Here is a 14,184-nt window from a genome sequence, read left to right as displayed (position 1 = left end):
CAAGTATTGCCTTTCGGTTTCAGGTGAAGCGGCTTCCACATCCATATCCATCTCATTCTTCTCCCCATTATGACACAACGTGTATTCTACCACCTTTGGGTGCTGCTGCTGGCTGCGCTGCTCATTGGTGCCCCTGCCGCGGCCCAAAATTTGGTAGCCAACCCCAGCTTTGGGGCCGGCAACACCGGCTTCACCTCCGCCTATCTCTACGTGACGCCGCCCGGCACCGACCCCGGCGCGGGCTCGTACACCATCGGGACCGATAACCGGGCTTTCAACCCAACCTTCCCGGCCAGCTACGGCGACCACACCACCGGCACCGGCCCGTACATGATAGTGAATGCGGCCACCACGCCCATCATCGCGTGGGAGCAAACCTTGACGGGCCTGCAAGCCAACCAGCCCTATAAATTCTCGTTCTGGCTGCTGAATGCTTACCCCCCGAGCAAGGCCAGCATTCAGGTGTCGGCCAACGGCGTGGACGTTGGTCCGGCGTTCACCAACCCCACCGACGGCGGCAACTGGCAGCTCAATACCGTGACGGTGAACCCCGGCGCCGGCACGCAGCTTACGCTGCGGCTGCGCGACCTGAACCTGGATGGCAACGGCAACGCCTTCGGCCTTGATGACGTGTCCCTGACGGCGCTGGTGGCCAACGCCCAGCTCACGGTGAACCCCGTGACCACGGCCAGCATCAGCACGTCGGCTACCATCAATGCCACGGCCATCAGCCCGCTGAGCGCCACCATTGCCGGGCCGGCCGGCGCCACGGTGGCGGCTTTCACGCTCATTTCGGTGCCCACGGTGGGTGCGCTGCGCATTGGCAGCACGGGCAGCGCCCTAGCGGTTGGCCAGGTCCTGACCACCGCGCAGGCCAGCCAGCTGTACTACTCGCCGGCGGGCAGCACTACCCAGAACGTAACGTTTACCTACGGCGCGACCGACAGCAACGGCAACTTCAGCGCCAACACGGCCACGTACACCCTTCCGCTGGTGGCCCCGGCCGCTCCCACGGGCTGCGGCCCGGCGTATGGCGGCGGGCCTTCGTCGAGCGGCTTGTCGGCTGATTATTACCCCGGCTATTTCAACGACAACTTAGCCTTTTTCGGCAGCACTGCCTCGGGCCTGACGCGCATCGACCCGCAGCTGAACTTTGCCACCAGCACCACCACGGCCGCTGACGGCTGGGGCCCGATTATCCCGCCTGCAACGGTTGGGGCCAGCGCCACCGACCCGGACCTGTTTTCGACCCGGCACCGCGGCAGCGTGTACATCCCGACGGCCGGCGCCTACATCTTCTACCTGACCTCCGACGATGCTTCGTACCTGTGGCTCGACGGGGTGGCTTTCGCCCCAACCACGGCCAACGCCACCATCAACAACGGCGGCGCGCACGGCCCGAACACGGTGCAGGCCACGGTGACGCTTTCGGCGGGCCTGCACAATATTCTGGTGTACTACGGCGAAAGCGTTGGCGGCAATACACTCCTCCTGGAATACAGCAGCACGGCCGGCACGGGCATTAGCCGCCGCATTGTGCCCAATGCCGCGCTGTGCGCCGGGCCCAGCGCCCTGCCGCCCGTGGCTACCGCCGTTACCAACGCGCCGGCCATGCCGAGCACCAACGGCCCCACGGCCATTCTGGCGCTGGCCGGCACCGACCCCAATGCCGGCGGCACGGTCACGGGCTACGTGGTGAGCAGCCTGCCCCCGGCTGCCAGCGGCGTTCTGTACGTGGACGTTGACCCCGTAACTGTGGGCCAGGTCCTGACGGCCGCCGAAGCCGCCACGCTCAACTTCGACCCCGCTCCGGCTTTTTCCGGCAACGCCACCTTCCTCTTCTTCGCGGTGAACAATGCCGGCATTGCTTCCAACCTGCCGGCCACGTACACCATTCCGGTGGTGGGCCCGGTGGCCGACGTGACGACTTATTTGAGCGGGCCCACCACGCTGGGCGCGGGCGTGTCGTCGGGCACGTTCACGGTCACGTTCACCAACAACGGCCCGCAGGCCGCCACGCAGGTAACCCAGACGGTGCGCCTGCCCACCGGCGCCAGCATGACCGCCGCCCGGCAAGCCGCGCTGCCAGCCACGGCTTCGTACAATAGCGCCACCAACACCATCAACTTTGGAACGGTGTCGGTGCTGAACAGCGGCACCACGAACACCTATACCTTCGGCTTTACTTCGCCCGCCACGCAGGGCGCAAATTCGCTGGTGAGCACCGTGGGCACGAGCACCAACCAGGGCGCTAACGCCGCCACCGACCAGTTTACGCTGGGCGTGACCGTGACACCGGGCAACTTCTTTGTGACCAACGACGACAGCAACGAGGTGCCCGGCAATGCCACCAAGTCGGGCAACGTTATTCTCAACGATGCCAACCCCGGCAACCTGGCCAACAGTGGCTTCACTGCCACATTGCTCACCGGACCAACTCAAGGCGCCTTGACTTTCAATGCCGACGGCAGCTACAGCTACACGCCCACCAGCGGCTACCTGGGCCCCGACAGCTTCACGTACCAGGTGTGCGTGCCGACATCTACCCCGGCCTGCTCCAACATTGCAACGGTGAGCCTGAACGTGTACGATGCCAACCTGGTCTGCACCATCGGCACGGGCACCAACCTGCTGGCCAACCCCAGCTTCACGGCCGGCAACACGGGCTTCACGTCCAGCTACGGGTACGTGGCCGACGACCCGGCCCGCAACAACGAGCTGGTGCCCGAAGCCTTCTACTCGGTGGGCAACGACGCCGCCAGCTACCACCCCAGCTTCACGGGCACGGGGCGCCTCGGTACCGGCGACAACTTCATGATTGTGAACGGCTCGCAGAACCTGTCGGTGGTGTACCAGCAAACCGTCACGGTGCGGGCCAATACCTACTACAGCTTCTCGGCCTACGCCAACGGCATCAACCCAATTAGCCCGGCCCAGCTCGGCTTTGTCATCAACGGCAAATCGACCTCGACGGTGACCACGCTTGGCGCCACGACCAGTTACGTCCGCATCGCGGACCTGTGGTTTTCGGGCAGCAACACCACGGCCGTCCTTGAGATTCGCGACGTGAACAAGCAAACCGGCGGCAACGACTTTGGCCTTGATGACCTGTATTTTGGCACTTGTGCCAAGGGCCTGGTGGCCAACAACGTGACCACCGGCACGATTAGCAATACGGCTCCTTCGGTTAACATTCTGCCGCTAAGCGCTACTGTAACGGCGGGCCCGTCCCTGGATTCGTTCACGATACAGACCCTGCCGGCCCTGGCCGCCGGCATTCTGTACTTCAACAGCGCGCCCGTTATTCCGGGGCAGGTAATTCCGGTGGCGCAGGCCAACCAGCTGTATTTTGACCCCGTCGCCGGTTTCGTGGGCACGGGCTCGTTCACTTACTCGGCCACCGACGACAGCGGCGCGGGCAGCAACAACACGGCCACCTACTCGATGCCCATTGACAACCGCCCCCTGCCGGTGGAGTTGGTCAGCTTCACTGCCCAAGTGGTGCGCGCCGTGGATGCCCGGCTGACCTGGCGCACGGCCAGCGAGCGCAACAATGCCTATTTCGACGTGCAGCGCAGCTTCGACGGCCACACGTTCACCAACCTGGGCCGCGTGGCCGGCCAGGGCAACAGCACCGCCGCCACCACCTACGGCTACACCGATGCCAACATCGGCCCGAAAGCCCCCGGCCTGGTGTACTACCGCCTGCACCAGGTGGACCGCGACGAAACGGACAGCTTCTCGCCAGTGCAAACCGTGCGCTTCGGCAAGGCCACGGGCACCATCGCCCTGTTTCCGAACCCCGCCACCGCCACCACCAGCCTCGATCTGAGCGGGCTGCCCGCCGGCACCTACCAGGTGCGCGTGCTCGACAACGTGGGCCGCGAAGTGCTGAAAACCACCGGCGACGGCGGCAGCATCAGCGCCCTCGATTTGCAATCGATGGCCAACGGCACCTACATCGTGCTGGTGCGCGGCGCCGAGGGCCAGCAGTTCGCCAAGCGCCTGGTGAAGGAATAGCCCCAGCCCGGCTGTGGTTTGTAAGAAGTCCCGACTCGCCCGTCGGGACTTCTTTTTTTGCGGTTTATCGACGGTTTTGTTGCTGGCCGGGCGAGTAGCTTTACCCAATCCTCCCGCCTTGTCAATCCCGCGCGCTATGCCACGCCTTTCCTTCCCAATCACAAGGGGCTGCTTAGCGCTGTTCGGCGCGCTTCTGCTGGCTTTTGTGGGTCCCATTGCCAACGCGACAGCCCAAACCGCGCCCGTGGCCATCACCGTGGATTTTGCAAAGCCGAAAGGCCCTATGCAGCCGCTGTGGGCCTATTTCGGCTACGATGAGCCGAACTACACCACCATGAAGGACGGCCAGAAGCTGCTCACTGAGCTGGCTGCCCTCAGCCCCGGCCCGGTGTATGTGCGGGCTCACAACATGCTGACGACCGGCGACGGCATCGCGGCGCTGAAATGGGGCTCGACCAACGCCTACACCGAGGACAAAAACGGCCAGCCGGTGTACAACTGGAAAATCGTGGACCAGATTTTCGATGCCTACATCAAGCGGCACATGAAGCCCATTGCCCAGCTGGGTTTCATGCCCGAGGCCCTGTCGACGCACCCCGCGCCCTACCGCCACTACTGGAAGCCCGGTCAGCCCTACGAATCGATTTATACCGGCTGGGCCTACCCGCCCAGGGACTACCAGAAGTGGGGCGAGCTGGTGTACCAATGGGTGCAGCACAGCGTGGCCCGCTACGGCGCCGCCGAAGTGAAAACCTGGCGCTGGGAGCTCTGGAACGAGCCCAACATCAGCTACTGGAAGGGCACGCCCGAGGAGTATAACCAGCTCTACGACTACTCCGAAGCCGCCGTGCACCGCGCCCTGCCCGCCGCCATCCTCGGCGGCCCCGAAACCACCGGCCCGCGCTGGGACAAGGCCGCCGACTACCTGCGCGGCTTCCTGCAGCACTGCGCCACCGGTAAAAACTACGTGACTGGCAAAACCGGCACCCGGCTCGATTTCATCTCCTTCCACGCCAAGGGCGCGCCCAAAGTGGTGAACGGCCACGTCCGCATGAACATGGGCGTGCAGCTCGACGACATCACCGAAGGCTTCAAAATCGTGGCCTCGTTCCCGCAGTTCAGCAAGTTGCCCGTCATCATCGGCGAGTGCGACCCGGAAGGCTGCGCTGCCTGCGGCATGCAAACCAACCCCGAAAACGCCTACCGCAACGGCACCATGTACTCCAGCTACACGGCTGCGGCCTACGCCCGCCTCTACGAGCTGGCCGACCGCTACCAGGTGAACCTGGAAGGCGCCGTAAGCTGGTCGTTCGAGTTCGAGGACCAGCCCTGGTTTGCCGGCTTCCGCGACCTCGCCACCAACGGCGTCGACAAGCCCGTGCTCAACGTATTCCGCATGTTGGGCCAGATGGGCGGCCGGCGCGTGGCCGTCACCAACGCCACGGCCCTCACCCAGGCCGATATCCACGACCAGGCCCAGACCCAGCGCGCCGACATCAGCGCCCTGGCCACCGTCGATGTCAGGGCCCACACCGCCGCCGTGCTGGTCTGGAACTACCAGAATGACGACCTGCCGGCCGCTGCCAGCGACGTTGAAATCACCCTGCAAGGCCTGCCCGCCGCCAGCCCTGAATTGCAGCACTTCCGCATCGACCACGACCACAGCAACTCCTGCACCGCCTGGCAACTGATGGGCTCGCCCGCGCAGCCCACGGCCGCTCAGCGTACCACCCTGGAGCAGGCCGGGCAACTGGCATTGCTGAATTTACCAAGCCCGGTGACGACCAAAAACGGCCAGGCCGTGCTGCATTTCACGCTGCCGCGCCAGGGCGTGTCGCTGTTGCGGCTGAGCTGGTAGCTGACGTCAAAACGCTGTAGAGACGCATAGTTGCGTCTCTACTTCGCCGCCTGCACGCCTTCCGTGGTCATCACCACGCGCTTCATGGTGCCGTCCTTGTTGTAATACAGGTTGTCGATGCACACCGAGCGGTGGAAGCTGCCGCCGTCGGCGTTGGCGCCGCCGTTGTGGTAGATGAAGTAGGACTGGCCTTTGAAGTCGATGATGGCCTGGTGGTTGGTGTTGGAATTGCCGGCCAGCTCGTTCAGAATGCCCTTGTATTCCCACGGCCCTTCGAGGCTGCGGCTCATGGCGTACACTATTTTTTCGGGGAACTCCGAGGCGTAGCTCAGGTAGTACCAGCCGTTGTGCTCGTGCACCCACGGGGCCTCGGTGTAGCGTGGCAGCCCTTTTACGGTTTGGATGGGGCCGTCCAGCTCCGTCATGCTGGACTTGAGCTTGGCGTAGTAGCAGGTGGTATTGCCCCAGAACAGGTAGCCCTGGCCCTTGCTGTCGATGAAAACCGTCGGGTCGATATCGGCCCAGCTGATTTTGTCGTCGGGCGTCGAATCGGGCGTAATCAGCGCCGAGCCCCGTGCGTCCTTAAACGGCCCGGTCGGGCTGTCCGCCACCGCCACGCCGATGGCTTTGCCGTGGATGCTGCCGTGCTCCACGGCCGCGTACCAGTAGAACTTGCCGTTGCGCGCAATCACCTGCGAAGCCCAGGCATCGTCCTTGGCCCAGGCAAAATCCGACACCTTGAGCGGTACCGGGTGCTCGGTCCAGTTCACCATATCGGTCGAGGAAAAGCACAGCCACTCGTGCATCACGTAGCGCTCCTGGCGGGCGGGGGCCTCGTCGTGGCCGGTGTAGAGATACACGGTGCCCTTCTGCACCATGGCGCTGGGGTCGGCCGTGAATTTGGCCCGGATGATGGGGTTGCCGGCTGGGGTGGGAGTGGGCGCGGGCACAGTTTGGGCCAGCGCCGCAGAGGAGACGCTGAGTAGCGCCAGAACGCCGCACAAACGATTGTGTAATTGGGGCATAAAATACAGGTTTGAGATGGTGGGTTTGCTCGTTAGAAAGGGGGCAAAGGAGCAAAAAAGAACGTCATGCTGAGCGGAGCCGAAGCATCTCTACCGCAACAGTAAACCTAATTACTTACACGGCAGAGATGCTTCGGCTCCGCTCAGCATGACGTGCTGGAAGAACTCCCTAAACAGGCTACTTCAGCTCCAGCGCCGCCAGCAGCGTCTTCAGCCCCGCCTCGGCGTCGTTGCCGAGGTTCACGCGCAGGGTGCGGCGGCCGTTGTCGTGCAGGGCCTGCAAGTCGCCCAGGGCCTGGGCATTCTTGAAGGTGCCGAAGGTGTAGGAGCGGCCGGGGAGAGCCAAATCCTGCGGATTATCATCGGTAAACTGCACGAACAGACCGGTATTCGGGCCGCCCTTGTGGTACTGGCCGGTGCTGTGCAGGAAGCGCGGCCCGTAGCCCGACGTGGTGGCAATGTGCAGCGCCTGTTGCACGCGCTGGCGCAGCTCCAGCAGGCTGGCGCTCACAGCGGGCGTCTCGGTGAGGTAGGCTTGCAGACACATAAAGTTGCCGGGCCTGGCCTGGGCGAAAAAGGCCTTCAGCACGCCGGCCGCGCCTTCGCCGTGGGCGGTGGTGTAGTAGTCCACGCCGTTTTCGCTGGCGGCGGGCTGGTCGCCTTCAGGCAGTTTGCCATCGGCTTCCACGGCCTTCATCAGCTTATCGGTAGCCGTTTTGGCGGCCTGCACGTTGGGCTGGTCGAAGGGGTTGATGCCGAACACCGCGCCGGCCACGGCCGTGGCCATCTCCCAGCGGAAGAACTCCTGGCCGAGGTCGAAGGCACCGTTCATCAGCAGCGTGATGACCGGATGGCCGGCCTGCTTCAGGGCTTCCAGCTTGCTGGCGTTGGCCTCGTCGGCTTGGTTCTTGAAGCCCACGTACACAAACACGCGGTCCGCGCCGTAGATGCCCGGGTCGCCCAGCGGCTCGCCGGCCACGGGCAAAATGCCCTTGCCTTCCTTGCCGGTGCTTTCGGCGATGAGCTGTTCCAGCCACAGGCCCAGGTCGTGCAGGGCGTCGGGCACTACGATGGTCAGCTTGTCGTGGCCCTGCTGGGCGAGCACGCCCAGCGCCGCGCCGAATTCCAGGCCGGGGTTTTTATCAGTCGGGCCGTAGGCCCCACAGGCGCGCATCATCAAAATGGCGCGTTCCAGAATCTCGCCGATGGGCAGGCCGTAGAGGGCCGCCGGCACCAGGCCGAAGTAGGTGAGGGCCGAGAAGCGGCCGCCCACTTCGGGGAAGTTCAGGAAGATGTGGCGGTACTTGGCGGCCGTGGCGTCGGTCACGAACTTGGAGCCGGGGTCGGTAATGGCCACGAAATTTTCGCCGGCGTTCTCGCCCTTGATTTCCTTCACCTTGGCGTAGAAATAGTCGCCGAATGCCAGCGGCTCGGCCGTGGTGCCCGATTTGCTGGCCACGATGAACAGCGTATCCGCCAGCGGAATCGAGGCTTCGATGGCGCGCACCGTGCCGGGGTCGGTGGTGTCGAGCACCGAAATGGGCAGGCCACCGTCGCCCTGCGGGAACGAGGACTTGAACACAATCGGGGCCATGGTGCTGCCGCCCATGCCCATCACCACGACGTGCTTGAAGCCGGCAGCTTTCACCGAGTGCACGAATTGCTCGATTTCGGTCACCGCGCCCACCATGGTCTCGGCCACGCGCAGCCAGCCCATGAAGCTGCGGATGCTGTCCTGCCCGGCGGCGTCCTGCACCCACAAATCGGCTTGTTTATTCCAGAATCCGGTCACGAAATCCTGGGCTTTCAGCTCTTGAATCTTGGCATCGACGGCGGCCTGGTACTGGCCCAGCTCCATTTTGGCATCGTCCACGGTGTCGGCCACGGCCAGCGTGCGCTTCTTCTCGATGGATTCCAGCAGCTTGGCGAAGGGCTCCTTGAATTTCTTGGCCCCGTCTTCCTCCAGATGTTGCGTCAACTCGTCCAGGTTCAGGCCCAGCTTGGGCAGGCCGGCCAGCACTTCTTTCACCTTGTCGAGGCCGTCTTCGAGGGTAACGGCGGCGGTGCCTTCCTTGCCAAACAGGTCGAGGGTTTCGACCGGCACGGTGTTCACCGTTTTCGGACCGATGAGGCCGTTGACGTATTTCAGGTTGTCGTACTTCGGGTTTTTGTTGCCGGTGCTGGCCCACAGCAGGCGCTGGGTTTCGGCGCCTTTGGCTTTGAGGGCTTCCCAGCGCGGGCCCGCGAAAATCTCCTTATACATCTGGTAGGCCTGCTTGGCGCTGGCCAGGGCCACTTCGCCCACCAGGCTTTGCGCCAGCTCGCCGTTTTCGCCGCCTTCGGCCGCAATTTTTTCCAGCATCGGGTCAATCAGCACATCAATGCGGCTGAGGAAGAAGCTGGCCACCGAGTCGATGCGGGCCAGCGATTTGCCGGCCTTCACCCGGTCCTCCAGGCCCGCCAGAAAGGCGTCGGCCACGAGGCGGTAGCGCTCCAGACCAAAAATCAGCGTCACGTTCACGTTCACGCCCTCCGAAATGAGGCGGCGGATGGCGGGCAGACCCTCCAGCGTGGCCGGCACTTTTATCATCACATTGGGGCGGTCCACCGTGTGCCACAGGCGCAGGCCTTCCTCAACGGTGCCCTCGGTGTCGTTCACCAGTTCGGGCGATACTTCCAGGCTCACGTAGCCGTCGCTGCCTTCGGCGCTGTCATAGAGCGGCCGGAACAGGTCGGTGGCGGCCTGCACGTCGGCCACGGCCAGGCTGGTGTAGATTTCGTCGGTGGTTTTGCCCTGCAAAGCCAGCGCCTTGATGGCCGAATCATAGTCGGCTGTATCGCCGATGGACTTGGCAAAAATGGCCGGGTTCGACGTCACGCCGCGCAGGGCTTCGTCGGTGATGCGGTGCTGCAACTTGCCGTCAATCAGAATCGGACGGCTAATAAAGTCTAGCCAGAGGCTCTGGTCAAACTGGCGGATTCCAAGGAGTGCGTTCATACAGGTGCGGTTGGGTTAGTGCGCCAAAGGTCCGGAAAGAACCGCGTTGTTGTTCAATCAAGACCCGGGGAATTGCGCAAGCGGGGGTAAAAAATTTCGGCCTTGCGGCAATGCTACAACGGTTAAGGCGCGGCCACGGTTGGCCAGCCGTCTTTGTCCCAGGCCAGCTTCTCGATGCGCAGCTTGGGGCGGCCGCGGTCGGCCGCGTCGTAGCCGTGGAAAACAAGGTAGTCCGCCTTATCAAACGTGCAGACGGCGTTGTGGCCCACGCCGTACCAGTTTTTGTCGCCGGCCAGCACCAGCGTGCCGCCGCCCTGGTCCAGGGCCACGCCGGCCTGGTCCACGTAAGGCCCGGTGATGGCGGCCGCGCGGCCCACCATCATTTTGTACGTGCTTTGGGGCCCGCGGCAGCAGTAGTCGAAGGAGGTGAAGAGGTAATAAAAACTGCCTTTCTGGAAGATGAACGGGCCTTCGATGGCTCCATCGCCGGGCAGCAAGTCGTTCAGCTTGGGGTCGCGCGGGCGGTGGGCGATGGTGCGCCACTGCTCGGGCTCGGCGGGCGCCAGCAGGTCGGGCCGCAGCTTCACCAGCTTGATGCCGTTCCAGAACGAGCCGAAAGCCAGCCACGGCGCGCCGGCCGCGTCGCGGGCCAGGTTGGGGTCGATGGCGTTCCACATATCGCGCCCCGGCACCGACTGGATAACCCGGCCGTGGTCCGTCCACTTGAAATCGGGCGAGGCCGGATTCAGCGTTTTAGTAGTGGCCAGCCCGATGCACGACGTGTTTTTGCCAAACGCCGACACCGAATAAAACAGGCTGTACTGGCCATTGGCAAAGGAAATATCCGGGGCCCAGATATGGCCCTTGAAGCCGGGGATGGCCGCCACCGCCCAGGCCGGCGGCGCGGCAAACACCGGCTTTTCGGCCTGCCAGGTTTTGCGGTCCTTCGACGACCAGACGGCGATGCCCATGCCGGTGCAGAACAGGTAATACGTGCCGTCCTGCCGAATCATGACCGGGTCGTGGGCCGGCACGGCGCCCAGCGGCACGGCGCCGGCGGGCATAGTTTGGGCGGCGGCGCCCAGGCTGCACAGCAGCAGCAAAAAGGAAAACAGCTTGGTCATGGCCATGGGCTGACGTGCATTAACGATTGTGTAATACCGGTTGGGTTGTATCTCTACATACTGGGCTGGTAAAGTTATAGCGTTTCACAATCGTTTGCGTAAATAATTTTTATATTGTGTCTTCTTTTCCTGAATACGATGGGTAAAATCGCAGTGCTAACTGCCATTGTCCGGAATAAGCCCTGCGCTAGAATGCCTCGCCAGGAAATGCTTCCTGCTAAGTCGCAGTAGCTTTACGTACCACATTGCATCTTTTGCCCAATTCCCATGGCCTCCCGCCGTACTTCACCCAAAGAACCAAACCCGGCCGGCAGCCCCGTTTCCATGGCCGATTTGGCCCGGGAGCTGGGCGTGTCCATGACCACGATTTCGCGGGCCCTGAGCGACCACCACAGCATCGGGCCCGCCACGAAACAGGCCGTGCTCAAGCTGGCCAAAAAGCTCAACTACCAGCCCAACCACCTGGCGGCAGCCCTGCGCAAGGGCAAAAGCAAGCTGCTGGGCGTGATTGTGCCCTACATCGAGGGGCGCTTTTTTGCCTCGGTGGTGCACGGCATCGAAACGGCGGCCAGCAAGGCAGGCTACAGCGTCATCATCTGCCAGTCGAGCGAAGACGTGGCCCACGAGCGCAAAAACCTGGAAACCCTGCTCAGTGCGCAGGTGGCCGGCATTCTGGTGTCGGTTTCGCGCACTACCATGGATTTCCGGCACTTTGAAAAGGTGAAGAAGCACGGCGTGCCGCTGGTGTTTTTCGACCGGATGCTGGACGGCGACGACGTGAACGCCGTGGTGCTGAACGACCACGCCGGCGGCTACCAGGCCACCCGGCACCTGCTGGAGCAGGGCTGCCGCCGCATTGCCCACTTTGCCGGCACGCAGCACCTGAACATCTACAAAAACCGCCGCCAGGGCTATCTGGATGCGCTTTTGAGCCACGGCATCGCCCCCGACGAAAGCCTGATTATTGAGTGCGACATGACCGTGGAAGGCGGCCAGGAAAGCATGGCCCGGCTCCTGGCCCTGCCCCAGCCACCCGATGCCGTGTTTTCGGCCGGCGACTCGGCCAACCTGGGCGCGCTGCAACTGCTGAAAAGCCGCGGCCTGCGCGTGCCGCAGGATGTGGCCCTGGCGGGGTTCAGCAACGAAGCCCTCACGCTGGTGGCCGAGCCCAACCTTACCTCCGTGGACCAGCGCTGCGAGGAAATGGGCCAGGCCGCCTTCCGCCTGTTTACGGAGCTGGTGGAGGCCGAGGGAACGCCGTTTTCGCAGCGGCAGGTGGTGTTGCAGCCGCAGCTGTTCGTGCGGGCCTCCTCGTTGCGCAGCGGCATCGATGAGTCGCCGGAAACCAACTCGGCCGCGAAAAAACTACAGCGGAGCCGGGTTCACCACACCTGATTGGGCGACGGCTGGGGCTGGGCCACGCCGCTTGGGCCCGACCGAAATAAAGGGCGTGCCCGCGAAGCCGCGTTGCAGACTCTGTTACTTTTGTGGCCATGGCTGCTCCGTCCCCTCCCCCCACCATCGTTTTCCTACACGGCTTCGCCGAAAGCCGCGAAGTGTGGACCGATTTCACCCGCGCCTTCCCCGACGGCTACCGGCTGCTGGCGCCCAACCTGCCCGGCCACGGCACCAACGTAGCCCCCGTGGCCGATTTTTCGATGGAGGCCCAGGCCCGCTACGTCATCGAGTACCTCAACCAAAAAGGCTGCCCCGACCCCGTGCTGCTTGTCTGCCACAGCATGGGCGGCTACGTGGCCCTGGCCCTGGCCGAACGCTGGCCCCAGCGCGTGGCCGGCCTGGCCCTCATCAACTCCACGGCCCTGGCCGACACCGACGAGAAGCGCCAGAACCGCGAGAAAAATATCAGCTTCGTGGAGCGCCACGGCGTGGCCAAGTTCATGGAATCCTTCGTGCGCCCGCTCTTCGCTCCCACCAACCGCGACAAGCTGACCGAAGCCCGCGGCCTGCTGGAAGAAATCGGGAAGGCGACCCTCGCCACTACCATCACCGGGGCCCTGCGCGGCATGGCCGCCCGCCCCGAGCGCACCAAGGTGCTCAGCAGCGCCACTTTTCCGGTGCTGACGGTGGCCGGCAAGCACGACGTAGCCGTGCATTTCGACGACGCCGTGCGCCAGGCCGCGCTGCCGCCCGTGGGCGCGGCCCTGTTTCTGGAGCACAGCGGCCACCTCTCGTACCTGGAACAGCCGACGGAAACGCGCCGGGCGGTGCTGGCGCTGGCCGAGGCGGTGTTTGGGCGGTAGGTGCTGAATTAAATCATCTTGAAAGTGATGGGCAACACGTAATATATGCGTGCCGGCAGGCCTTGCAGCATCGCCGGTTTGGTTGCGGCTCGGAGGCTCATGACCACGCTCAACACTTCGGCATCGAGGGCATTGCCTGCGGAGCTTACGATTACAAGATGCTCGATAGCCCCATTTTCGGCTACTTCGAAATAGACGTTCACCCGGCCTTCCTGATGGCTACGCAGGGCATCGGCCGGATACCGAACCTGTCGCTGGATATAGTTGGCCAAACTGCGATACGTAGCAGGAGCGAAGTTGACCGCTGCTTCTGAGCTATGGTTGGAATCAGTCGTAGGCAGGTCTGCCAGGTACGAAAAGGACGGTTCCTGGTCGGCGTAGGGCTGTGCACCTTTTGGCATACCAAAACGGAGGGAAAGCACCACCGTTGATTTTTTGCCCGACTTCGTTGCCGGGTCGGGTTGCCAGGCGGGCATCTGGGCCTGGAGGTATCCCAACGCAGCCAGCGTTGCTTTGCCCAGGGCCGAGTTTTTCGGTTGGTCGGGCCCCAATAGCTTGAAATTGCCGGGTTGGCGGCCCTCCTTTAATTCGAACTGCACCACGGCCAGCCCTGTCAGGCCCGGCATGGCCAGCTGGGTGCTGCGGTACACCAAGGCCCGCAGCGAATCGGGGCCGCCGGGGTAGCGGGGGCCGGTGTAGGCTCCGGCCGCGGGCGTTTGGGCGTGGACCGGGGCGAGCGAGGCCAGGAAGACCGCAGCCGCGGCGGCCACTGCGAGGAGTGGGTTTTTCAAGTGGGCAGAAGAATAGTGGATTTTATGCGCAAGCTACTGCACAAGCCTTTTCCTGCGGTTTGTAGCCACTGCTTTGGGCCAGCCGGCTGGTAGGGCCGCCGCATTGT

The 14,184-nt window shown here is 63.6% G+C and carries 8 protein-coding genes; 4 read left to right on the top strand and 4 right to left on the bottom strand.

Annotation, left to right across the window (positions count from 1 at the left end; translation table 11 throughout):
- The first annotated feature begins 69 nt into the window (after positions 1–69).
- Together J4G38_RS00105 and J4G38_RS00100 are read left to right on the top strand one after the other, a co-directional pair.
- Positions 70–4,020 (top strand): Ig-like domain-containing protein, encoded by a 3,951-nt coding sequence (locus tag J4G38_RS00105; RefSeq protein WP_210520015.1) that lies wholly within the window; start codon positions 70–72, stop codon positions 4,018–4,020.
- Positions 4,021–4,156: 136 nt separating this feature from the next.
- On the top strand, positions 4,157–5,878 hold the full coding sequence (locus J4G38_RS00100) for a GH39 family glycosyl hydrolase (protein ID WP_210520012.1): 1,722 nt from the start codon (positions 4,157–4,159) through the stop codon (positions 5,876–5,878).
- Positions 5,879–5,916: 38 nt separating this feature from the next.
- Here J4G38_RS00100 and J4G38_RS00095 read toward each other — a convergent pair whose 3' ends face one another.
- The 3 genes from J4G38_RS00095 to J4G38_RS00085 all read right to left on the bottom strand — a co-directional run bounded on the left by J4G38_RS00095 (position 5,917) and on the right by J4G38_RS00085 (position 11,025).
- Positions 5,917–6,903: a glycoside hydrolase family 43 protein gene (locus J4G38_RS00095; RefSeq protein ID WP_210520010.1), complete on the bottom strand. Its 987-nt coding sequence runs from the start codon at positions 6,901–6,903 to the stop codon at positions 5,917–5,919.
- Between the two features lie 178 nt (positions 6,904–7,081).
- On the bottom strand, positions 7,082–9,901 hold the full coding sequence (locus J4G38_RS00090; RefSeq protein ID WP_210520008.1) for a bifunctional transaldolase/phosoglucose isomerase: 2,820 nt from the start codon (positions 9,899–9,901) through the stop codon (positions 7,082–7,084).
- 122 nt (positions 9,902–10,023) lie between these two features.
- Positions 10,024–11,025, bottom strand: a complete 1,002-nt coding sequence (locus tag J4G38_RS00085) for an arabinan endo-1,5-alpha-L-arabinosidase (protein WP_226163024.1) — start codon at positions 11,023–11,025, stop codon at positions 10,024–10,026.
- A 267-nt stretch (positions 11,026–11,292) separates the two neighbouring features.
- Between J4G38_RS00085 and J4G38_RS00080 the strand changes: the two genes are divergently transcribed.
- Together J4G38_RS00080 and J4G38_RS00075 are read left to right on the top strand one after the other, a co-directional pair.
- Entirely contained in the window at positions 11,293–12,420 is a 1,128-nt protein-coding gene (locus tag J4G38_RS00080) for a LacI family DNA-binding transcriptional regulator (RefSeq protein ID WP_210520004.1), read from the top strand.
- A 98-nt stretch (positions 12,421–12,518) separates the two neighbouring features.
- Positions 12,519–13,286 carry an alpha/beta fold hydrolase gene (locus J4G38_RS00075; protein WP_210520002.1) on the top strand — a complete coding sequence of 256 codons (768 nt, stop codon included), beginning with the start codon at positions 12,519–12,521 and terminating at the stop codon, positions 13,284–13,286.
- A gap of 8 nt (positions 13,287–13,294) precedes the next feature.
- Here J4G38_RS00075 and J4G38_RS00070 read toward each other — a convergent pair whose 3' ends face one another.
- Positions 13,295–14,077 (bottom strand): energy transducer TonB, encoded by a 783-nt coding sequence (locus tag J4G38_RS00070; RefSeq protein ID WP_210520000.1) that lies wholly within the window; start codon positions 14,075–14,077, stop codon positions 13,295–13,297.
- Positions 14,078–14,184 lie beyond the last annotated feature (107 nt).

This window comes from Hymenobacter terricola (assembly GCF_017921975.2).
GTDB lineage: Bacteria > Bacteroidota > Bacteroidia > Cytophagales > Hymenobacteraceae > Hymenobacter > Hymenobacter terricola.
Note: the sequence above shows the minus strand (reverse complement) of the source record. Positions and strands in the feature narration are given on the sequence as shown.